The 21,742-nt window shown below is 62.3% G+C and carries 22 protein-coding genes, 1 tRNA gene and 1 riboswitch; of the genes, 9 read left to right on the forward strand and 14 right to left on the reverse strand.

Translation table 11 applies throughout. The features are described from left to right. Positions 1–32: 32 nt before the first annotated feature. Positions 33–1,373: an MATE family efflux transporter gene (locus tag OU993_RS04795; protein ID WP_442792868.1), complete on the forward strand. Its 1,341-nt coding sequence runs from the start codon at positions 33–35 to the stop codon at positions 1,371–1,373. A 230-nt stretch (positions 1,374–1,603) separates the two neighbouring features. Here OU993_RS04795 and OU993_RS04800 read toward each other — a convergent pair whose 3' ends face one another. Together OU993_RS04800 and OU993_RS04805 are read right to left on the reverse strand one after the other, a co-directional pair. After that, positions 1,604–2,686 (reverse strand): quinone-dependent dihydroorotate dehydrogenase, encoded by a 1,083-nt coding sequence (locus tag OU993_RS04800; protein WP_268155102.1) that lies wholly within the window; start codon positions 2,684–2,686, stop codon positions 1,604–1,606. Positions 2,687–2,688: 2 nt separating this feature from the next. Beyond that, the gene (locus tag OU993_RS04805) at positions 2,689–3,030 is read right to left on the reverse strand and encodes a DUF952 domain-containing protein (protein ID WP_268155103.1); all 342 of its coding nucleotides are present in this window, start codon (positions 3,028–3,030) and stop codon (positions 2,689–2,691) included. 109 nt (positions 3,031–3,139) lie between these two features. On the opposite strand from OU993_RS04805, the gene OU993_RS04810 reads away from it, so the two are divergent. The 3 genes from OU993_RS04810 to OU993_RS04820 all read left to right on the forward strand — a co-directional run bounded on the left by OU993_RS04810 (position 3,140) and on the right by OU993_RS04820 (position 5,205). Continuing rightward, positions 3,140–3,553, forward strand: coding sequence for a hypothetical protein (locus tag OU993_RS04810; RefSeq protein WP_268155104.1), 414 nt, complete (start codon positions 3,140–3,142; stop codon positions 3,551–3,553). Positions 3,554–3,657: 104 nt separating this feature from the next. Further along, positions 3,658–4,305 carry a response regulator gene (locus OU993_RS04815; RefSeq protein ID WP_268155105.1) on the forward strand — a complete coding sequence of 216 codons (648 nt, stop codon included), beginning with the start codon at positions 3,658–3,660 and terminating at the stop codon, positions 4,303–4,305. Between the two features lie 234 nt (positions 4,306–4,539). Continuing rightward, entirely contained in the window at positions 4,540–5,205 is a 666-nt protein-coding gene (locus tag OU993_RS04820) for a S24 family peptidase (RefSeq protein WP_268155106.1), read from the forward strand. Positions 5,206–5,236: 31 nt separating this feature from the next. Here the strand turns inward: OU993_RS04820 and OU993_RS04825 are convergent, their stop codons facing one another. The 5 genes from OU993_RS04825 to OU993_RS04845 form a co-directional block, all read right to left on the reverse strand. Beyond that, positions 5,237–6,088 (reverse strand): transporter substrate-binding domain-containing protein, encoded by an 852-nt coding sequence (locus tag OU993_RS04825; protein ID WP_442792869.1) that lies wholly within the window; start codon positions 6,086–6,088, stop codon positions 5,237–5,239. 226 nt (positions 6,089–6,314) lie between these two features. Continuing rightward, a complete protein-coding gene (locus tag OU993_RS04830) occupies positions 6,315–6,512 on the reverse strand; it encodes a hypothetical protein (RefSeq protein ID WP_268155107.1) in 198 nt (65 codons plus the stop codon). After that, positions 6,509–7,282 carry an IS21-like element helper ATPase IstB gene (istB, locus tag OU993_RS04835; protein WP_268154921.1) on the reverse strand — a complete coding sequence of 258 codons (774 nt, stop codon included), beginning with the start codon at positions 7,280–7,282 and terminating at the stop codon, positions 6,509–6,511. Before istB ends, OU993_RS04830 begins: the two co-directional genes overlap by 4 nt. Beyond that, a complete protein-coding gene (gene istA, locus OU993_RS04840; protein ID WP_268154920.1) occupies positions 7,275–8,774 on the reverse strand; it encodes an IS21 family transposase in 1,500 nt (499 codons plus the stop codon). The genes istB and istA overlap by 8 nt, the downstream gene beginning before the upstream one ends. 673 nt (positions 8,775–9,447) lie before the next feature. Next, positions 9,448–10,236 carry a transporter substrate-binding domain-containing protein gene (locus OU993_RS04845; RefSeq protein WP_268155108.1) on the reverse strand — a complete coding sequence of 263 codons (789 nt, stop codon included), beginning with the start codon at positions 10,234–10,236 and terminating at the stop codon, positions 9,448–9,450. Between the two features lie 90 nt (positions 10,237–10,326). On the opposite strand from OU993_RS04845, the gene OU993_RS04850 reads away from it, so the two are divergent. Then, a complete protein-coding gene (locus OU993_RS04850; protein ID WP_268155109.1) occupies positions 10,327–12,294 on the forward strand; it encodes a glycosyltransferase family 2 protein in 1,968 nt (655 codons plus the stop codon). Positions 12,295–12,322: 28 nt separating this feature from the next. On the opposite strand, the gene OU993_RS04855 is transcribed toward OU993_RS04850, so the two are convergent. Together OU993_RS04855 and OU993_RS04860 are read right to left on the reverse strand one after the other, a co-directional pair. After that, positions 12,323–12,396, reverse strand: a tRNA-Gly gene (locus OU993_RS04855). Positions 12,397–12,457: 61 nt separating this feature from the next. Further along, the gene (locus tag OU993_RS04860; protein ID WP_268155110.1) at positions 12,458–13,552 is read right to left on the reverse strand and encodes a 2'-deoxycytidine 5'-triphosphate deaminase; all 1,095 of its coding nucleotides are present in this window, start codon (positions 13,550–13,552) and stop codon (positions 12,458–12,460) included. Positions 13,553–13,625: 73 nt separating this feature from the next. After that, positions 13,626–13,704, forward strand: a riboswitch (SAM riboswitch). 44 nt (positions 13,705–13,748) lie between these two features. Here OU993_RS04860 and OU993_RS04865 point away from each other — a divergent pair. The 3 genes from OU993_RS04865 to OU993_RS04875 all read left to right on the forward strand — a co-directional run bounded on the left by OU993_RS04865 (position 13,749) and on the right by OU993_RS04875 (position 15,792). Further along, positions 13,749–14,933: an O-succinylhomoserine sulfhydrylase gene (locus tag OU993_RS04865; RefSeq protein WP_268155111.1), complete on the forward strand. Its 1,185-nt coding sequence runs from the start codon at positions 13,749–13,751 to the stop codon at positions 14,931–14,933. 131 nt (positions 14,934–15,064) lie between these two features. Beyond that, positions 15,065–15,457 (forward strand): Co2+/Mg2+ efflux protein ApaG, encoded by a 393-nt coding sequence (gene apaG, locus OU993_RS04870; protein ID WP_268155112.1) that lies wholly within the window; start codon positions 15,065–15,067, stop codon positions 15,455–15,457. Positions 15,458–15,528: 71 nt separating this feature from the next. Continuing rightward, positions 15,529–15,792: a hypothetical protein gene (locus OU993_RS04875; protein WP_268155113.1), complete on the forward strand. Its 264-nt coding sequence runs from the start codon at positions 15,529–15,531 to the stop codon at positions 15,790–15,792. A 22-nt stretch (positions 15,793–15,814) separates the two neighbouring features. Here the strand turns inward: OU993_RS04875 and OU993_RS04880 are convergent, their stop codons facing one another. From OU993_RS04880 to OU993_RS04890, 3 genes are all read right to left on the reverse strand, one after another. Continuing rightward, positions 15,815–16,810 (reverse strand): Hsp33 family molecular chaperone, encoded by a 996-nt coding sequence (locus OU993_RS04880; RefSeq protein WP_268155114.1) that lies wholly within the window; start codon positions 16,808–16,810, stop codon positions 15,815–15,817. A gap of 199 nt (positions 16,811–17,009) precedes the next feature. After that, complete coding sequence (argF, locus tag OU993_RS04885; protein WP_268155115.1) at positions 17,010–17,927, reverse strand: ornithine carbamoyltransferase; 918 nt, start codon at positions 17,925–17,927, stop codon at positions 17,010–17,012. A gap of 53 nt (positions 17,928–17,980) precedes the next feature. Next, positions 17,981–19,177, reverse strand: coding sequence for an aspartate aminotransferase family protein (locus OU993_RS04890; protein WP_268155116.1), 1,197 nt, complete (start codon positions 19,175–19,177; stop codon positions 17,981–17,983). A 417-nt stretch (positions 19,178–19,594) separates the two neighbouring features. Here OU993_RS04890 and OU993_RS04895 point away from each other — a divergent pair, with 417 nt between their 5' ends. After that, positions 19,595–20,155 carry a GcrA family cell cycle regulator gene (locus OU993_RS04895; protein ID WP_268155117.1) on the forward strand — a complete coding sequence of 187 codons (561 nt, stop codon included), beginning with the start codon at positions 19,595–19,597 and terminating at the stop codon, positions 20,153–20,155. A 120-nt stretch (positions 20,156–20,275) separates the two neighbouring features. Here the strand turns inward: OU993_RS04895 and phoB are convergent, their stop codons facing one another. Both phoB and phoU read right to left on the reverse strand, forming a co-directional pair. After that, positions 20,276–20,959 (reverse strand): phosphate regulon transcriptional regulator PhoB, encoded by a 684-nt coding sequence (gene phoB / locus OU993_RS04900; RefSeq protein ID WP_165215781.1) that lies wholly within the window; start codon positions 20,957–20,959, stop codon positions 20,276–20,278. 38 nt (positions 20,960–20,997) lie between these two features. Beyond that, the gene (gene phoU / locus OU993_RS04905) at positions 20,998–21,711 is read right to left on the reverse strand and encodes a phosphate signaling complex protein PhoU (RefSeq protein WP_268155118.1); all 714 of its coding nucleotides are present in this window, start codon (positions 21,709–21,711) and stop codon (positions 20,998–21,000) included. Between the last annotated feature and the right edge of the window lie 31 nt (positions 21,712–21,742).

Genomic DNA, 21,742 nt, shown 5'->3' on the forward strand with positions numbered 1-21,742 from the left:
ATCCGACACCCGATCGGCCCCGCCTGGAAGTGTTGATGTCCGATCTCTCCTCCAACCCGCTGGCCTTCCGGGTGACACACCGGCTGGTGCTGTCCATCGCTTTGCCGATGACGCTCGGTTATCTCACGACGCCGCTGCTCGGCCTGACGGATACCGCGGTCGTCGGCCAGTTGGGGGATCCCGCAGCACTGGCGGGACTTGCGATCGGCGCGATCCTCTTCGATCTCCTCTATGGCAGCCTGAGCTTTTTGCGCACCGCGACGACCGGCCTGGTGGCGCAGGCTTTCGGCCGGCAGGACAGGCGCGAGGAGCAGGCGGTGTTCCTGCGTTCGCTGATCGGCGCCTTCGGGCTGGGGGCGATCATGCTGCTTTTCGCCCCGCTGATCTGGCGTTACGCACCGGCGCTGATGAGCGATGACCCGGCCGTGATTGCCGCGACACAGACTTATTTTGCTGTCCGGGTGCTGACCAGCCCCGCCACCTTCGCCAATTTCACCGTGCTGGGTTATGTGCTGGGGCGCGGGCAAGGCGTGCTCGGCCTGAAGCTGCAGATCCTGCTGAACGGTGCGAATATCATCCTGACGCTGATTCTTGGCCTTTGGCTCGGTCTCGGCATCACCGGTGTCGCGCTCGGCACGGCCGGCGCGGAACTCATCGCCATGATCGCCGGCCTGACCATCATCCTGCCGAGAATGCGCGGGGGCAACCGGCCAAGCCGGACGGAGCTCTTCGACCGCCGCAAGCTCTCGGCCCTGTTCCGGCTGAACGGCGACATCCTCATTCGTTCGCTGGTGCTGAACGGCGCCTTTGCCCTGATGACGCGGATCGGCTCCAGCGAGGGCGCGGTGACGCTGGCCGCCAATGCGGTTCTCATGAACCTCTTCATGATCGCGTCCTTCTTCCTGGACGGACTGGCGGGGGCGGCCGAACAACTGTCCGGCCGTGCCGTGGGCGCAAATGACAGGCCAAGTTTTGCCAGGGCGCTCAGGCTGACGGGCGGCTGGTCGCTGGGTATGGGCGCGGCGCTGGTGGCACTCTTCCTGCTGATCGGTCCGTTGGTGATCGCGGTTCTCAGCACGTCTGTCGCGGTGCGGGAAACGGCAGCCCTTTATCTGCCGCTTGCGGCGCTGACGGGCATCACCGGGGCGCTTGCCTTTCACATGGACGGGATCTTCATCGGTGCGACCTGGTCACGCGAGATGCGCAACATGATGCTGGCCTCGCTTGCCGGTTATTGCGCCTCCCTGGCGCTTCTGGTGCCGGCTTTCGGCAATACCGGCTTGTGGATCAGCCTCAACCTGTTCCTGCTGATGCGCGGCGGATTTCTGGCGCTGCTTCTGCCGCGCAAGACCGCCTCGACATTCGGCCTCTAGGCTTTTTTGATCCGCCTCAGATGCCGGGGGCGAAGATCCAGATGGCAAGCCGGAGCGCAACCACGCCGGCGAGCAGGCAGGCGATCGTTACACCCGGGAGGCTGAACTGCTGGGACTGGAAATGTGCGTTCATCTCGGCACTTCCTTTTTCGTTACACCTCGTAACATATAGTGAGGAAAGGTGGCGAAATGATCAACGCAATGCCGCACATTTGCGTGAACGCGAAAATTCAGAGCGTCTCGGCAGCCCATTTTTTGACGCTGCTATCCCGCAACTCCGTGACAGAGGAGACACCGAGGCGATCGAGCGAGGACGACAGCCCCTTCAGGATTTCGCCGGCAAGCCCCGGGCCGCGATAGACCATGCAGGAATAGAGTTGCACGAGGTCGGCACCGGCGCGGATCTTTTCAAGCGCGGTTTCCGCTGAGGAGACGCCACCGACACCAATGATCGGCATCTTCGGCCCGATACGCTTGCGCATGCGGGCGAGCACGGCGGTGGAGCGGGCAAAGAGCGGGGCGCCCGACAGGCCGCCCGCCTCCTTAGCCTGCACCTGATCCTTCAGACCCGCGCGCGACAAGGTGGTGTTGGAGACGATGAGGCCGTCGAGATCATGGGCCAGCACTTCGGCGGCGATATCATCCATCCCCTCCTCCGTCAGGTCCGGCGCGATCTTGAGGAAGACCGGAACCATACGGCCGGCCTTTTCACCTTCCTGCCGGCGCGCATCGAGGACGGCGGACAGGAGGGCGGCGAGGCTTTCGCGCGCCTGCAGATCGCGCAGGCCCGGCGTATTCGGCGAGGAGATGTTGACGGTGAAATAACGGGCCAAGCCATAGAAGCGGCGGATGCCGGTGACGTAATCGGCAATCCGATCCTCCGCATCCTTGTTGGCGCCAATATTGACGCCGACAATGCCCTTGGTCTTCAGCGCCGACAGGCGGCGGAAGGCCGCCTCATGACCTTCATTGTTGAAACCGAGCCGGTTGATGACGGCATTGTCTTCCACCAGCCGGAAGATGCGCGGTTTCGGGTTGCCGGCCTGCGGTTTCGGTGTGAGCGTGCCGACTTCGGTGAACCCGAAACCCAGCCGCAACATGGCTTCCGGCACTTCGGCATTCTTGTCATAACCCGCCGCCAGACCGATCGGATTGGGAAAATCGAGACCGGCGACCGTCACGGCCAAACGCTTGTCCGGGCGCACCGGGCAGGCGGGAACGAGGCCGGATTTCAGCGCTGCGATCGATGCGCCATGCGCCGTCTCCGGATCGAGCAGGAAAAGCGCCTGGCGGGCAAAATCAAAGATCGGCATGATCAGAGCTCCGGAAAAATGTGGGTGCCGGTCTCAGACAGCGGCAGCGGCTTTTCCCACAGGACGGCAGAGAGCGGAAGGGCGGCGTAAAGATGCGGGAAGAGCGCGCCGCCGCGCGACACCTCGAAACGAAGCGCCTCTCCCAGATCATCCGCTTCGACGGCGACCAGAAGCAGGCCAGCCTGACCGGCAAAATGGCGAGCCGCGGTCTCCCGCACCTGGTCTGCGGTGGAAAAATGGATGAAGCCATCGGCCCGGTCGACCGGTGCGCCGTCAAAAATTCCCGTTTCGCGCGCCGCCTGCCACAAATCTTCCGGCACGATCTTATATAGGGTTTGAGGCATGGGCCAAGTCCGTGATCAGGATGTCGTCTGCAGGAGCCTTTGCCGCAAAGCCGAGGGATTGTCCATGGCGGGCATGCCCGCTTGCGGACAGACGAGGAGGAAGACCAACATGCGGATAGGAATTTATACAATGGCCTGCGTCGGCACCCTGCTGGCCGGGGCGGCGATCGCCGAGACACCGGCAACCGAGGACAACCGCTTCCGGCTGGAAAAGACGGAAAGCGGCTATCTCCGTCTCGACCAGAAGACCGGTGCCGTCAGCTTCTGCCGCGAAGAGCATGGTGGCCTCACCTGCCGCATGGCCGCCGACGAACGGCAGGCCTTCGAGCAGGAACTGGACCTTCTCGCCAAACGTGTCGAGGCGCTGGAACAAAAGCTCGGCACCGGCGCGCCGTCTGCAACCGTGCCCAGCGATGCGGAGATCGAAAAATCGCTCTCCATCATGGAACAGGTCATGCGCCGCTTCATGGGCATCATCAACGAGTTCCGCGCCGAGGAGCCACCGGCGCCCAACCGGCTTTGACGGCACAAAGCGCCTTGAAACTTATGCTTGTTTCGCAAGCGCTGCAGTATTAAGACTAAGGGAGGGTAAGAAAGCGTACTATGCTCTTGGGAGGGGGCGTGGCCATGCATTCCATCACAATCATCATTGCAGACGACCATCCGCTGTTTCGCGGCGCCCTTCGCCAGGCGCTGGGCGATATTGCCGGCCATGCGGAGATCATCGAGGCTGGCAGCTTCGAGGCCGCGCGCAGCGCAGCCGCCACTCATCCGGAAGCCGATCTGATGCTGCTCGACCTTGCCATGCCGGGCGTCAGCGGCTTTTCCGGCCTCATGTCGCTCCGGGCCGAGTTCGCCAGCCTGCCGATCATGATCGTCTCCGCCACCGATGACGGATCGACCATCCGCCGCGCACTGGAACTCGGCGCCTCCGGCTTCATCTCCAAATCCTCCGGGCTAGACGAAATCCGCCAGGCGATCGAGACGGTGCTCGAAGGCGGTGTCTGGGTGCCGGACGGCGTGGAGCGCGACGCGGAAGAAGATCCGGCCGTCGCCGAACTGATGGAGCGGCTGAAGACGCTGACCCCGCAGCAGAGCCGGGTGCTGTCCATGCTGGCGGAAGGGCTGTTGAACAAGCAGATCGCCTATGAACTCGGCGTGTCCGAGGCAACGATCAAGGCGCATGTCTCGGCGATCCTCTTGAAGCTGAATGTCGACAGCCGGACACAGGCGGTGATCAAACTCGGCAAGGTCAACATGGCGCTGGTGGCCTGATGCTGGTCTGATGCAGGCGGGATCAAGGATTTTATTCCTTTTTCCGCTTTACTCCGCCACGACCTTTCATTAGAAATATCGACAGAGATGTCGCGGAAACCTCTGCCCATCTCCCGCAGCGTGGCCGTGGCCGATCGACCCCGTGCCTTCAAGAGGCAATAGACCGGTCGGATCGGCATGTCGGGCCCGATATTGGAAATCCGAAGCCGGCCCTATGCCGGGGAACGTACCGTCATGTTGTCGCATGAGACGATCTGGAAAGCGATCGACACCCTTGCCGAACGTCACCAGCTGACGGCCTCCGGGCTTGCCCGCAAGGCGGGGCTCGACCCCACCTCGTTCAACAAGTCGAAACGGCTGGGCCCGGACGGCCGGTTGCGCTGGCCCTCGACGGAATCGATCTCCAAGGTGCTGGAAGCGACCGGCGCATCGGTCGAACAGTTCCTCGGTTATCTGCCGGCCATGTCGAAACAGACCAGCCTGCCGGAAGGCTCCTTTCCGCCGCAGAGCGGCTCCATTCCGCTGCTCGGTTTTGCGCAGGCGGGCGCCGGCGGCTTTTTCGACGATGGCGGCTTTCCCGCCGGCCAGGGCTGGGACGTGGTGGATTTTCCGGTGGCCGCCTCGCGGCGGCCGGGCGTCTACGCGCTCGAGGTGCAGGGCGATTCGATGATGCCACTCTACCGGGACGGCGACCGGCTGATCGTTGAGCCCGGCGCCCAAGTGCGCCGCGGCGACCGCATCGTCGTCAAGACGCGCGAGGGCGAGGTGATGGCCAAGGTGCTGATGCGCCAGAGTGCGCGCACCATCGAGCTGATGTCTCTGAACCCCGATCACCCCAACCGCAGTTTCGACATGGCGGAGATCGAGTGGATGGCGCGGATCATCTGGGCCAGCCAGTGAACGGCCGCGGCCGGCGGCAAAAAAGGCGTCGTCAGTAGAGACCGTTCGGGAAATAGCGCAGATAGAGTTCCTGCAGCCGCCCCTCCAACGCCAGCCGCGCCAGGGCGTAATCGACCGCGCCGACGAGCTGCGGCGCATCCGGGCGGATCATCAGCGACAGGCCCTCGCCGAGAAAATGTTCGGACACGTAGGGACCGTCGAAAAGCCGGCAACAGCCTTCGGCGGCCGCACTCGCCGTCCAGAAGGGCAGGCTCAGGCCATCGGAGAAGACGGCATCCACTGTCCCGTCCTTGAGAACGGCGAGCATCTCGTCCTGCGATGGAAAGGGCGTCGCCTTCAGGGTCGGAAAGAGGCTTTTCAGCATGGCCTCATGGGCGGTTCCGGCCACCACGCCGACCGGACGCCCGGCGAGCGCCACGGCGGCCTTGCCGGCGAGCTCGACGGCGTTGCGCCGGGCAAATCGGGCGGGGATCACCATATAGGGGCGGGAAAAGCCGTATTTTTCCCGAAGATCGGCGGTCACCGCGATCCCGGCCGCCACGGCTTCCCCCTGCCCCTCGTCAAGCGCCTTCTCCAGATCCGCAAAGGGCGTGACCTGGATCTGGCACTTGGCCTCGATGGCCAGTTCGCGGCAGATTTCGCGAACCAGATCGACATGAAAACCGGAGAGCCGCCCCGTCTGATCCACGAAGCTGAAGGGCGGGAAATCGACCGTCGTCAACACCCGGAAACGCGGCAGGTTGGTAAGCTCCGGTTTTGCCAGACGTTCGTTCGGATCCGCGACAAGAGGCATCTGGCCCGGCGACCCGTCATCGGCGGAGACGCCGGAGACGGCAACCATTGCAAGAATTGCAATCGCAATTGCACGGAACCTGAAATACATTCTACTTACCTATTGTAAACCATTGCGTGCATCGCTACGATGTCAATCCGGAACAGGGCTGGGGCGGCCCGCCGGACATGGTGTACCAGTTTGACGGATGCAGGGGAATATCCGCCGGGAACTGCAGGAACCAGTGAGGACTGTTGGCGGCTGTCCAAAAGCGCGGATAAATGGTGCCGAGGATTGAGAACTTTGAAAGCGGCTGAAGAAGCCGCCTTCAGTGTTGCTAATCTTGATTATCGTCGGAAGCTTGTTGGTTTTGGACCATGTGCTGGATGTCAGGGGCGTAATGGTTCCAGATGGCGTCGCGCAGATCATCGAGGAGTTCGAAGACGGCCCATGCCTGCTCGGGGGTCCATTCGGCACTGATGAGGATTGGCAGGCCACGCTTGAGACCTGAAGAGTGGTGCGTCTTTTCGGTCATGATGCGGGCTCTGTTTCGCCGGATTGGTGACTGGCGCGTTGCTGACGCTGGGCTATGGAGCGCTCGTTGGCTTCCTTGAAGCGATAGGAATCTCCTTCGATCGCGACGACTTCGCAGTGGTGGACGAGACGATCGACCAGGCTGACGACGCACGCGGCGTTCGGAAAGACCTCCGACCATTGCGCAAAGGGTTTATTGGTGGTGACGATGGTCGAGCGTTTCTCGTATCGGCGGCTGATGAGCTCGAAGAGCAGATCGGCATGGCGGTTGGAATAGGATAGGTAGCCGATCTCGTCGATCAGCAGGACGTCATGGGAAGCATAGTACTGAAGCTTGCGGCGCAGCAGGGAATCGCTGTCGATGGCGGCGAGTTCGCCGAGCATTTCGCTGGCGGTGCGGAACAGGACCGAATGGCCCCGGATGAGTGCCTGGTAGGCGATGTTGAGGGCGAGCGTCGATTTGCCGACGCCGTTCGGACCGATGAAGACGATGTTGGTGGCATCCTTCATGAATGCCAGCGTCATCAGTTCCTCGACGGTGGCGCGGTCGATGCGGCGCGGCCACTTCCAGTCATAGTCGGCCATTTGCTTGAAGTGGCCGAGCCTGGCGGTGCGCATGCGTCGCAGCAGCGAGCGGTCGGAGCGCTCGTCTTCTTCCCACCGGATCACGGTCGGCACCCAGTCCTGTGTGGCGATCTCGTCCCAATGGGCCGTCAGGCCATAAAGGCGCAATTGTCTGGCGCGATTGAACAGGGTGTCGATCTTATTCATCGTCGTTTCCTTTCAATGTGAGTTGATCGTAACGGTCGAGCTTGTGGGGAATGACAGTCGTGTCCTTCTTGCGGACATGCTCGGGCAGCCTGGTTTCGACCGGGGGCGGAGCGCCCCGCGCAATCCGGCGGCGTTCGAGCACTGATCGAACCGCCTTGGAATGCGAGGCGCCGGCGCGCAAAGCGTCTTCGACGGCCGCCTGGAGTTCCTGGGCGCCGTAGAGGTCGAGCAACGTCAGCATGGCGTTGGTGATTGCGCCGATATTGGCGCCACGTTCTGCGGCATGCATCATCAGCTTCTGACAAGCCGGCACGGCCCGCGTCAGGCTATTGAGGCCGCGATGCTGGCGTGCCTCGCGCTTGACGGCGACGAGTGCCTTCAGGTGCTGAGGATCCTCGATCTGCTGGCCCCTATCGAAGCTGCGACGGTGGCTGGCGATCATCGTGGCGGCGTCGAATATCCTGACCTGGACGAGATCGGCGCGAACGGTGAGTGTTCGTTGGACATGCGTATGAGGGACCGAGTAATCGTTCAGATCGAAGCGCACGTAGGGTGTCTTGCCAACCTTCACGGCCACCTGCTCCTCGACGGGATAGGGATTGGCCGGCAAGGGCAGAAGCATGGGCTGTTCTTTTGAGAACGCCTCACGCACCGTCATTGCCCGGTCCTCCGGGCATGGCCTGTCGGCAGCCTGGGTCCGGCACCAGTGTTCGGCCTGGGCATTGAGATCGTCGAGGTCCTTGAAGGTGCGGGCGATGAAGAAGGCTTCCCGGATGTGGCGAATGGCGCGCTCGACACGGCCTTTCTCGTTGCCCCGTGCTACCGCGACAGGACGGGGTTCGAAGCGATAATGAGCCGCGAAGGCCAACAATGTCGGATGGAAGCGGATGGCATCGCCCTGCCGTTCAAGGACGGCGGACTTCAGATTGTCGTAGAGCAGCACTCTGGGAAGGCTGTTCCAGTCGTTGAATGCGCCGACATGGCCGCGCAGGAAGTTTTCCATGCGGGCATCAAGGAAGAAGCGCAGATAGATGTCGCGCGAGTAGGATAGCACCATGACGAAGGCCATCAGCGGGCGGCGGGCCCTGCCGATCTCGATGTGGCCAAAATGACCCCAGTCGACCTGGCCCTGCTCACCCGGCAGGGTGCGTAGTCGTAGATAAGCTTCCGCCGCCTTCCGTGGTCGGTGCAGCGCCACCATGTGCCGGAAGTGGTCGGGCGATCCCTTATAGCCGCGCTCCTGCACCATCCCGTAAAGGCGGCTGGACGTCAGGTCAGGATATTTGGTCAGCGTCTGCTGGATAAACGGCAGGTACAGGTCGATCTCGGCGGGGCGGATCACCGGCCTGTGTCGAGGCAAGCCCGCGTCCTTCAGGACCCTGAAGACGGTGGTGTGATGGCAATGCAATTGCTTGGCGATCGTGCCGCAGCGCCACTTCTCAACGTGGTACAGGCGCAGGATCATCGCTTCCTTCTCGGCAGATATGGTCATCGGTTCGATCTCCATGGTCGAATGGACGCACGTGTGTCCCCCGGCGACGCACGAAGCCGCGGCGAAAGAACAGCGGCACAGAGCTGCCGCAGCGCCGGCACCACGGCTCGATCGATGACACCACGCCAGCGGTGCCATCGCCCGGTGCAACGATGCCGCCGTTTGTGGACGCCTTCAGTCGTGAACCCTCTGGAACGACGGGTGGAGAGTGATGCGTCACGTTTTTGCGAGCCTGCCGATATCGGCGGGAGCGATCGGCATGGGCAAAGCGCCCCGGCCGGGTGCTCTGGTAGCGCCGTCCGGCTGCCCGTAGGCTGTCACGGCGCGCCGCATGGGCGCAGGCAGAACCGCAATAGCGCTGACCCCGATCGCAATGGCGGCAAAGCAGAACCTGCGCGCGACACCGCCCGCAGAGGAAGAAACGAGCAGTTTGCATCGCGGCGGCGCACCTTTCGAAGCGCCGTCGGGATTGATCGGAGAAGCTCGACGGAATGCGCCAATACCATTATAATGACGCTCACCGTGAACCAGTCGGCAGTCCTGCGTGATGACAGCCACGTCATCTCACAGATGCCTGAGGGATTGGACATCGAATTGGCCTGGTAGCTTTGGTCGATGTCTGTTTGCGGCGCTCCGCCAGTCTATCATTGACGGACGCAGCGCGGGATGTGCCTCAGTCGCCCTCCGGGCTCCTGACGCCACATCCCGCGCTCATCTCCCCCATCAAAACCTTTGCAATAATCTCAGGGCCCTGTCCGCCGCGTCCAGATTCGCCGTAATCCCGTCTCGGCACCAAATATGCGCGGTTCTCAACAGCCACCGACAGCAGGCTCAGGCCATCGGAGAAGACGGCATCCACTGTCCCGTCCTTGAGAACGGCGAGCATCTCGTCCTGCGATGGAAAGGGCGTCGCCTTCAGGGTCGGAAAGAGGCTTTTCAGCATGGCCTCATGGGCGGTTCCGGCCACCACGCCGACCGGACGCCCGGCGAGCGCCACGGCGGCCTTGCCGGCGAGCTCGACGGCGTTGCGCCGGGCAAATCGGGCGGGGATCACCATATAGGGGCGGGAAAAGCCGTATTTTTCCCGAAGATCGGCGGTCACCGCGATCCCGGCCGCCACGGCTTCCCCCTGCCCCTCGTCAAGCGCCTTCTCCAGATCCGCAAAGGGCGTGACCTGGATCTGGCACTTGGCCTCGATGGCCAGTTCGCGGCAGATTTCGCGAACCAGATCGACATGAAAACCGGAGAGCCGCCCCGTCTGATCCACGAAGCTGAAGGGCGGGAAATCGACCGTCGTCAACACCCGGAAACGCGGCAGGTTGGTAAGCTCCGGTTTTGCCAGACGTTCGTTCGGATCCGCGACAAGAGGCATCTGGCCCGGCGACCCGTCATCGGCGGAGACGCCGGAGACGGCAACCATTGCAAGAATTGCAATCGCAATTGCACGGAACCTGAAATACATTCTACTTACCTATTGTAAACCATTGCGTGCATCGCTACGATGTCAATCCGGAACAGGGCTGGGGCGGCCCGCCGGACATGGTGTACCAGTTTGACGGATGCAGGGGAATATCCGCCGGGAACTGCAGGAACCAGTGAGGACGCGCACTGGGGCAAAGTCGTCAGCCTGAACAGGCAGCAGACGGCAGCCGATCCTGGGGCGCAACCGCAGCAAGAACCGGAACCTGAAGCGAGCGACGAGGAGGCAGCCCTGCTGGCTCTGGGTTTCTCCAAACCCTTTGTCAGCCAGATGAAGGACCGCAGCCGCAAAAACGGAACGACGCTGGAACAAGAAGTTCTCTATTGCGGCACGGTCGATCATGACGCCTATTATGGCGCGATTGCCCGCGCCTTCCGGCTGCCCTTCATCGCGACCATTGACCACTCGACTGTTCAGGATATCCCGTACCTGGACACGCAATTGATCACCCCGAAACAGGTCCGCATCACCCACCGCAACCGTGCGCCGCAAATGGCGATCGTGCCGGAGGTGGCAAGGCTTGCAGAATTGTCCGCCCTGCTGCTCCGGCTTCCGGAGCTTGCCCGCGGACTGGCCATCACCACGCCCTCGGCCATCCGAGACGCGGTCTGGGCCACCGGATCGGCGCGGCGGGTGCGGCAAACGGTGAGCGACCTGTTCGACCGGGAACCCAAGTTTTCCGCGCGCATCGTGGCAACCGGCGGACAGGGTGTGCTGGCCGGATGCCTTGTCACCAGCCTGGTGGCCGCCTGCCTCGTCGAGCCGGGCATTCTCGTGCCGCTGACCCATGCAACCCTTTCCTCTGTCTATCTGAGTGCGTTGTCTCTGAGGATCTGGGCTTCGCTCCCGCAAAAACGACTGCGGCACCCGCCCGAACAGTGGCCGGACGGCCCCTTGCCCGTCTATACCGTGATGGTGGCGCTCTACCGGGAGGCCGGCATGGTGTCGCAACTGGTTGCCAACCTGGAACGGCTGGAATGGCCGCGCGCCCGTCTCGACGTGAAACTGGTCTGCGAGGCGGATGACCGCGAAACGGTGGAGGCACTCAAGGCGCTCAGGCTTCCCGCACATTTCGAGATCGTCGAGGTGCCACCCCACCACCCGCGCACCAAACCCAAGGCGCTGACCTATGCGCTGGCGGGCGCCCGGGGAGAATTTCTCGCAGTCTACGACGCGGAAGACAGGCCGCATCCGCAGCAGCTGCTGGAGGCCTGTGCCCGCTTCCGGGTGTCTGAGGCGCAGGTGGCCTGCCTGCAGGCGCCCCTCATCATCGCCAATCTGTCGGACAATGCGCTGAGCGGCGTCTTTGCGATCGAATATGCGGCACTCTTTCGTGGCCTGCTGCCGATGCTCTCGCGTCACGACATGCCGCTGCCGCTCGGCGGCACCTCCAATCATTTCCGTACCCATATTCTCCGGGAGGTGGGCGGCTGGGACCCGTTCAACGTGACCGAAGACGCCGACCTCGGGCTTCGCCTCTACCGCCTCGGCTACCGGTCGCAGACCCTGCGTTGCCAGACGCTCGAGGATGCGCCCGTTTCGCTCAACATCTGGACCGGCCAGAGAACACGCTGGTTCAAGGGCTGGCTTCAGACCTGGCTGGTGCTGACCCGCAATCCCGTCGAGACCGCGCGGCAAATGGGCACGCGCGGGACACTCGCCTTTCATCTGCTGGTCGGCGGCATGCTGGCCTCGGCCCTCCTGCATCCGCTGATGCTCGTCTTCATCGCGGTTGGCATCACGCGATTGGCGACGGAACCGCTGGCGACACTACCAACGGTGGTTCTGGCGCTGTTTGCCCTCGACTGCCTGAACGTGATCGGCAGCTACATGATCTTTCTGAAGCTCGGCATGGGCTCGATGATCGGGCAGGAGCGACGCCGGATCGGCTGGCGCTGGCTCGCCGTGCCGATGTACTGGTTCATGAGTTCCTATGCCGCCTGGAAGGCGCTGAACGAGCTGAGGACCAACCCGTTCTTCTGGAAAAAGACGCCGCATCAGGCGAGCAAAAAGCCAACGGTCAATTCGGCCCGTGTCTGATCGCGGATGAGGCAAGAATTGAAAAAGCTGGAGCGGGTGAAGGGAATCGAACCCTCGTATTCAGCTTGGGAAGCTGCTGCTCTACCATTGAGCTACACCCGCTTTGCTGACGCCAGACCTAGCATCAGGCCTTCCTGCCTTCAAGGGCAAAGAACGGAAAGAGTCATGCCTTGAAATGCTTGGAGAGCTTCAGGCCCTGCGCCTGATAGTTCGAACCGAGGCCCGAGCCGTAAAGCGACTGCGGCTTTTCCAGCATGTGTTCGTAGACAAGGCGCCCGACGATCTGGCCGTGTTCCAGGATGAAGGGCACTTCGTGGCTGCGCACTTCGAGCACCGCACGGCTGCCGGAACCGCCGACGGCGGCGTGGCCGAAACCAGGGTCGAAGAAGCCCGCATAATGCACACGAAACTCGCCGACCAGCGGATCGTAGGGCGTCATTTCGGCGGCATAGAGCGGCGGCACATGCACGGCTTCGCGCGAGACCAGAATATAGAACTCGTCCGGATCGAGGATCAGTTCGTCGCGGCCGCGGCTGTAGAGCGGTTCCCAGAAGTCCAGCACATCATGGGCGGCCTTGCGATCGACATCAATGACCGAGGTATGGTGTTTGCCGCGATAACCGATGAGACCGTCCGGGCCGGTGCCCTTCAGATCGATCGACAGCGCGATGCCACCTCCCGAGACATTTGGCGTTTCGCTGGCGACCAGCGTTTCCGCCTCGTGCAGGGCCAGCACCTCCGTTTCGCTCAACAGCGCCTGACCGGTGCGGAAGCGGATCTGCGACAGGCGCGAGCCGCGCCGCACGATGACCGGGAAGGTGCGCGGCGAGATTTCGAGGTACAGCTGGCCCGCATAACCGGCGGGGATCTTGTCGAATTCCTGCGCGCGATCAACCATTACGCGGGTGAAGATATCGAGGCGGCCGGTCGAGCTTTTCGGATTGGTGGAGGCCGAGAGATCCGCCGGCATATCGAGGCTTTCCATCAGCGGCACGATGTAGACGCAGCCGGTTTCGAGCACCGCGCCCTGCTCCAGATCGATTTCGTGGAGCGTCAGCCGCTCCAGTTTGTCGGCCACCGTGTGGTTGGGGCCGGGCATGAAGCTTGCCCGCACACGAAGAGCTTTCGAGCCCAGGCGCAGATCGAGGCTTGCCGGCTGGATCTGGTCGGCATCCAGTGCCGCCTCGCTTTTCAACCTGCCCTCATGGAAGAGTTCGCCGATGGCTCGATCTGCCAGTATGCCCGCGTTGCGTTTCATTGACCCTATCCTTTAATCGGGCGACAAAAGCAAAAGCGAGGAATTGACGCAAGCTCTGCTTGGGCGTATGGCAAGCTTATCCCGTGGTGATTTGGCCGGTCGGCTTGCAGCCACGTTAAACAAGTGGCTAAAAAGACCGGGTGCGAAACCGGTCTGCAGTTGCGACCGGTTTTTTTGTTACGAAGTGGTGACACGCATGAGCAAGACCTGGCGCCCCGCAACCCAACTCGTCCACGGTGGCACGCTGCGCTCGCAGTATGGCGAAACCTCCGAAGCGATCTACCTGACGCAAGGGTTCGTCTACGAGAATTCCGCTGCGGCCGAAGCCCGTTTCAAGGGTGAGACGGACGGCTTCATCTATGCCCGCTACGGCAGCCCGACCAACGACATGTTCGAAAAGCGGATGATCGCGCTGGAAGGCGCGGAAGATGCGCGCGCCACAGCGTCGGGCATGGCCGCCGTGTCTGCCGCCATCCTCTGCCAGGTCAAGGCCGGCGATCATATCGTCGCCGCCCGCGCGCTGTTCGGCTCCTGCCGTTACGTGGTGGAAACGCTGGCGCCGAAATACGGCGTCGAATGCACGCTGGTCGATGGCCGCGATCTGGCCCACTGGGAAGCTGCCATTCGCCCGAACACCAAGGTGTTCTTCCTCGAAAGCCCGACAAACCCGACGCTGGAAGTCGTCGATATCGCCGGTGTCGCCAAGCTCGCCAACCAGATCGGCGCAAAAGTCGTCGTCGACAACGTGTTTGCCACGCCGCTTTTCCAGAAGCCGCTGGAACTCGGTGCGCATGTCGTCGTCTACTCGGCGACCAAACACATTGACGGCCAGGGGCGCTGCCTCGGCGGCGTGATCCTCTCCGACAAGGAATGGATCAACGAGAACCTGCACGACTATTTCCGTCACACGGGTCCGGCCATGTCGCCGTTTAATGCCTGGACGCTGCTGAAGGGGATCGAGACCCTGCCGCTGCGCGTCAAGCAGCAGACGGAAAGTGCCGGTCGGATTGCCGATTTCCTCGCCGACCAGAGCAAGGTGGCCAAGGTGATCTATCCGGGCCGCAAGGACCATCCGCAGGCCGATATCATCGCCAAGCAGATGACGGGCGGCTCCACGCTTGTCTGCTTCGAGCTGAAGGGCGGCAAGGATGCAGCCTTTGCGCTGCAGGATGCGCTGGAGGTCATCAAGATCTCCAACAATCTCGGTGACGCCAAGAGCCTGATCACCCACCCGGCAACCACCACGCACAAGAACCTCACCGACGAGGCGCGGGCGGAACTCGGGATCTCGGCCGGTACCTTGCGCCTCTCCTGCGGCATCGAGGACGGCGAGGATCTGATCGAGGATCTGGCTGCAGCCCTTGCCAAGGTCTCTGCGTAAAGCCAGCATTTACCATCGCGGTTAGCCTTGACCATGGAAATAAAGGCTTCCGCATCTTTGAGTGCGGGCGCGTTTCTTGACCTCGCGCCCGTACTGTACGATATGCGTACACATGAGATGAAGGTGTCGACATGTATCGTGCACTCACCAAGGACATCGAGGTTGTCGTCGAGCCCTATTTCCTTCCGGAACAGTCGGATCCGGAAGAGAGCCGTTATGTCTGGGGCTATCGGATCGTCATCTCCAACCATTCACCGATGACGGTTCGGCTGGTCCACCGTTACTGGCACATCACCGATCAGAACGGGCTTGTCGACGAAGTCGAAGGTCCGGGCGTGGTTGGCGAACAGCCGCGCCTGAAACCCGGCGATACCTATGAATATTCTTCCGGCTGCCCGCTCGACACGCCCTCGGGGCTGATGTTCGGCCACTACCAGATGGAAACCGATGAAGGCGAGACCTTCATCGTCAACATTCCAGCCTTCTCGCTGGATTCGCCGGGGCTGATGCGCGTCCTCAACTGAGACCGCCAAAATGCCGGCGGCCAACCGCAACCTTCGCCTTTCCCGCCGGTTCGATCGGTCGTGGAGGCATCATGACCCGAAAACAACTGACCGTGGTTCTGCTTGGTGCGCTGGTGATCATCCTCGCGGCGGGCAGCATCGTCTTTTATGTCCAGGATCTTCCGGCAACACGCGACATCCGTGTTGAAGAACCCTATGACCGGACGGAAAACCTGCCACCGGGCGCGGTCACGGATGAAACAAGCCATCCGGCCCTTGTCGATGGCCGGCCGGCGCAGACGGATACGAACGTGCCGCCGCGCGACAAACACCTGCCGCCGCGAGACACGGAATGATCCGCGTCTCGCGCCAGTATCATCACGCCGCTTCGAATTCGGCCGGATCGTAGCGATAGGTGGTGGAGCAGAACTCGCAGGTCACCGAGATCGTGCCGTCTTCCTGGCTTGCCTCGATCTCCTCGGCGGTGAAGCCGGCGAGCACGCCCTTGATCTTCTCGCGCGAGCAGCTGCAGCGGTCCGCCACTTCCTGCGGTTCATAGATCCTGACGCCGCGCTCATGGAAGAGCCGGAAGAGAAGCCGCTCGATCGCCACCTGTGGATCCGTCAGTTCATCGGTGTCCACGGTTTCGACCAGCATGCGGGCTTCCGACCATGCGTCGTCTTCGGTCAAGGCGAAATCGCCGTCCCGTTCGTCCCCGTCGCCACCATGCAGATCCGGCTGACGCATCCGCTCCGGCGCCTGCGGCAGGAATTGTGCCAGCACACCGCCGGCGCGCCAGTTGTGACGGGGCTTGCCGTCCTCATCGCGATCAAAGAGCTCGGCGACGCCAAGGCGCACCTTCGTCGGGATCTGTTCCGACTGGCGGAAATAGACACCGGCGATTTCCTCGAGCGACGATCCATCGAGGGGGACGATGCCCTGATAGGGCTGCATGCCGTGCCCCTGGTCGATGGTGAAGGCCAGAACACCTTCGCCGAGCAGTTCCGGCGGCGACACCTTGCCGGCCTTGACGGCAGCGGCAAGCGCTTCCTCGTCGAAACGGGCATAGGCGCGCATGCTTTCCGGGCTGCTGAAATCCGCCACCAGAAGGTCCACAGGGCCATCGCCCTTGGTCTGCACCGTAAAGCGGCCTTCGAACTTCAGCGAGGTGCCGATCAACGAGGTCAGCACGATCGCTTCGGCCAGCAGCCGTGCAACCGGCGCCGGATAATCGTGGCGCCCGAGGATGGCGTTCAGCATCGGTCCAAGCTGCACCGCACGGCCGCGCACATCCAGGCCTTCCACCTGGAAGGGGACTACGCGGTCATCGCCCGCCAGTGTCAGATCACTGAATTCTACTGCGGCTTCTGCCATGACTTGCTCCTTCGCGCCGAAGCCACCCATTTCGCACAAATGTCGGCCAAGCGGAACCGCTCAACCGAAGGAAAGGCCGACGCTGTCGTGTTGAGGCGCCCGAGACCACGGGTCGAGCGAGCGCGATTGGGAAAGCCGTCAGATGGGGGCGGCGCCGCGACAAATCAAGACACGGCCGCCGACCGGGCGAAGGGCGCCGTCAGACAGCGCCAAAACACCAGGCGAGCACAGACTTCTGGGCGTGCAGGCGGTTTTCGGCCTCGTCGAACACCACGGACTGCGGACCGTCGATCACCTCGTCGGTGACTTCCTCGCCGCGGTGCGCGGGCAGGCAGTGCATGAAGAGAGCATCCGACTTGGCCTTCTGCATCAGGCGCTCGTTCACCTGGAAGGGCTGGAAGATATTGTGGCCGCGCGCCTTGTGCTCCTGGTTCATCGACACCCAGGTATCCGTCACCACCATATCAACGCCCTCGACAGCGCGGTCGGCATCGTGGCAGAGCATGATCTCGCCGCCATTGTTGCGCGACCAGTTGAGGTATTTGTCGAGCGGTTCGGAGCCCAGCGGAACCGCCATGTTCATGCGGTAACCGAAACGGGCCGACCCTTCGATGAAGGAATGCAGCACATTGTTGCCATCCCCCGTCCAGGCGAAGGTTTTGCCCGTCACCGGTCCGCGATGCTCTTCGAAGGTCAGGAGATCGGCCATGATCTGGCACGGATGGGTCTCGTCCGTCAGGCCGTTGATCACGGGAACCGTCGCATGCTCCGCCATTTCCAGCAGGCGGCGATGGTCGGTCGTGCGGATCATGATCGCGTCGACATAACGCGACAGAACCTTGGCCGTATCACCGATCGTTTCGGCACGGCCGAGCTGCATTTCGGTACCGGACAGGAAGAGCGTTTCGCCGCCCAGTTGGCGCATGCCGACATCGAAGGAGACGCGTGTGCGCGTGGATGGTTTCTCGAAAATCATCGCCAGCACCTTGCCGGCGAGCGGCTTGTCGGCCGTTCCGGCCTTGGTGGCCCGTTTGCGCGTCAGCGCATCATCGAGAATGGTCCGCAGATCCCCTGACGAAAGTGCCGAGAGGTCGAGAAAATGCTTGGGTGATGCCATGATCCGTTCCATCCGGGGCGCCGTCCGGCGGCCCCGTGTTTTCCGCAAGGCCGTCAGGCCGACTTCTTCAACTGTTCACTCTGAAGCTTTTCCGCCGCACGTTCGATGCGGGCAATGCCTTCGCGCGCTTCTTCCGCCGTGACCACCAGCGGCGGCAGCAGACGGATGACGTTGTCACCGGCCGGAACGCCGAGGATGTGTTCATCGCGCATGGCGGTGACGAGTTCACCGGCCGGGACGCGCGCCTTGATGCCGAGCATCAGGCCCTCGCCGCGGATTTCCTCGATCACGCCGGGGAAACGATCCTTGAGAGCCGCCAAACCCTGGCGGAAGACGAGCGACACATCGTTGACATTCTGCAGGAAGCCGTCGCCCAAAATGACGTCGAGCACGGCATTGCCGACGGCCATGGCGAGCGGATTGCCGCCATAGGTCGTGCCGTGTACGCCGGGCTTCATGCCGGATGCGGCTTCTGCCGTCGCCAGGCAGGCGCCGAAGGGGAAACCGCCGCCGATGCCCTTCGCGACCGCCATGATGTCCGGCGTCACACCCGACCATTCATAAGCGAAGAACTTGCCGGTGCGGCCAACGCCCGTCTGCACCTCATCGAACATCAGCAGCAGGCCGTGTTCGTCGCAGAGGGAGCGCAGCTCGCGGAGGAATTCCTTGGAGACGACCCGGATGCCGCCCTCGCCCTGGATCGGCTCGATCAGCAGGGCTGCGGTGTTTTCGGTAATCGCCGCCTTCAGGGCATCCAGATCGCCGAACGGCACCTGATCAAAGCCCGGAGCCTTCGGACCGAAGCCTTCCAGGTATTTTTCCTGGCCGCCGGCCGCGATCGTTGCGATCGTGCGACCATGGAAGGCGCCTTCGAAGGTGATGATGTGGAATTTTTCCGGATGGCCCTTGGAATAATGATAACGCCGCGCCGTCTTGATCGCGCATTCCAGCGCTTCCGCACCCGAATTGGTGAAGAAGACCTTGTCGGCGAAGGTTGCCTCCGCGAGCCGCCGCGCCAGCCGCTCCTGATCCGGGATCTCGTAGAGGTTCGACAGGTGCCAGACCTTGTCCGCCTGATCCTTCAGGGCCGCGACAAGATGCGGGTTGGAATGACCGCACGAGGTGACGGCAACGCCTGCGCCGAAATCGAGATATCGCTCGCCCGTTTCCGTCACGAGCCAAACCCCTTCGCCGCGTACGAAACGCAGAGGGGCCCTTGCAAACGTGTCGAAAAGCGCAGCTTCAGCCATGGCGATGCACTCCTTAAGGCAATCCATCCAGAACCGGCGACCGGGACCGCCAGAAATCAAAAATGCCGCCTCAAGGGGCGGCTGCCGCACTATCCGCATTTCACCCCGCGCTGTCAACAAAAGCATGGATTTCCCGCGGATTCACGCAAGGGAAACACATTTGGCCACCGTTACGGCAGCTGTGACAAAAATGACTCTATGCGACAGCAAGTTGGGGAAAACCCGGAAATCGATTCGCGGCGATTCCGGCGACTCTTGTCAGCGAGTCCGCCGACCATTAGGTTAAAGATCAATTACTAGACTGCATGCGGCGGAACTAGTCACCAAAAGTATAGATGTAGTATGCGCGGCGAATTACGTTCGCCGTAACGGTGAGAGATTCTGTCTTGCTGGGTGTGCTCAAGGCGGAGAGACAGCATGAACTGGGATGACGAACGCGTCGAACGACTGAAAAGGTTGTGGGCGGAAGGACTGAGCGCGAGCCAGATTGCCGCGCAACTGGGCGGCGTGAGCCGCAATGCGGTCATCGGCAAGGTGCACCGGCTGTGCCTGCCGGGACGCGTGAAGGCGGGCGGAAACGCTGGCCAGAACCGGACGCAGAAGCGCAACACCTCTGCACCGCGCCCCTCTACCTATAATGCGCGCCCGACAACGGCTGCACCGGCTGCGGCAACGCGTACGGTCACCCGGTCCGTCGGCGCCACCATGGTGAAGGAAGAGATCGAGCTCACCATTCTCGAGACGCAGGAACCCGTGACCACGTCGAATGTCATCGTTCCGATGGCACGCCGCCTGGCCCTGACGGAACTGACCGAGCGCACCTGTAAGTGGCCTGTCGGCGACCCGCTGAAGGACGATTTCCATTTCTGCGGCGCAGAATCCGGCGAAAGCTCGCCCTACTGCAAATACCATGCACGCCTCGCCTACCAGCCGGTCACCGAGCGCCGCAAGGCTGCCAATGCGGCCGCACGCGGCTGAGACCAGCAATCCTTGACGAAAAAACGGGCGCGAGGGCCCGTTTTTTTTGTGTCCGCCGATGAGCAGGCAACAAAAAACCCGGCACGAGGCCGGGTTTGATCAAGGCATCGAGACTGATGCTCAGGCTTCCATGGAATAACCTGCGCCGCGGACTGTCCGGATGACATCCTGCATGTTGGAGAAGTTGAGCGCCTTGCGCAGACGCCCGACATGCACGTCGACGGTGCGTTCGTCCACGTAAATGTCGTGTCCCCAGACGCCATCAAGCAGCTGCGAACGGGAGAAGACACGCCCGGGCGATGCCATCAGGAATTCCAGCAGCCGGAACTCGGTCGGTCCAAGACGGACCTCGCGGCTCTTGCGGTGAACACGGTGCGTTTCCCGATCGAGTTCGATGTCGCCGCAGCGAAGCACGGAGGACAGAACCTCCGGCCGTGCCCGACGCAACATCGCCTTCACCCGCGCCATCAGTTCCGGCGTGGAAAAGGGCTTTACGACATAATCGTCCGCCCCGGTCGCCAGGCCGCGCACGCGTTCGCTTTCCTCGCCACGCGCCGTCAGCATGATGATCGGCAGCCGCTCCGTTTCCGGGCGCATTCGCAGCCGGCGGCAGAGTTCGATGCCGGACACGCCCGGCAGCATCCAATCGAGGATCAGGAGATCCGGCAACCGTTCCTGCAGGCGGATTTCCGCCTCGTCACCACGCAGGATGGTCTCCACCTCATACCCCTCGGCCTCGAGGTTATAGCGAAGAAGCACGCTCAGTGCTTCTTCGTCCTCAACAACCGCAATTTTCGGCAGCATGTCTCATGCACTCCTGAAAACAGGCGCCTGTGGCGCCCTTACTCCGCGACCGCGCCCAGCATGTTCGACGTGTCGTCCTTCGGACGCTCGCCTTCCGGTGCGGCACCGGTTGCGATGTAATAGATCGTCTCGGCAATGTTGGTCGCGTGGTCGCCAATGCGCTCGATGTTCTTGGCGCAGAACAGGAGATGCGTGCAGGTGGTGATGTTACGCGGATCTTCCATCATGTAGGTGAGGAGTTCGCGGAACAGCGAGGTGTACATGGCGTCGATCTCTTCGTCGCGCAGACGGATGGCTTCCGCCTTCTGCACCGAGCGATTGGAGAAGACATCCAGCACTTCCTTGAGCTGGACCAGCGCCAGGTCGGACAGGTGCTCGAGACCACGAGCAAGCTTGCGCGGCACACCCGTGCCCTGAACGGCAATCACGCGCTTGGCGGTGTTCTTGCCGAGGTCGCCGACGCGCTCGAGATCGGAGGCAATGCGCAGAACGCCGATGATCTCGCGCAGGTCGCCGGCCACCGGCTGGCGGCGGGCGATCGTGACGATCGCCTTTTCCTGGATCTCGCGCTCGGCGTTATCGAGGATGACATCGTCGGAGATCACCTTCTGCGCCAAGGCACTGTCGGAATTGACGAGCGCACGCACGGCATCACCGCACATCTGTTCGGCAAGGCCGCCCATTTCGGAAATGCGGCGGTTCAGGTATTTCAGGTCTTCATCATAGGCCGAGAGAATATGGCTAGGAGACATGGTTTTTCATCCTCGGATAAAGGGTTGTCAG

Origin of the sequence: Rhizobium sp. SL86 (genome assembly GCF_026672545.1) — a bacterium.
Lineage (GTDB): Bacteria > Pseudomonadota > Alphaproteobacteria > Rhizobiales > Rhizobiaceae > Neorhizobium.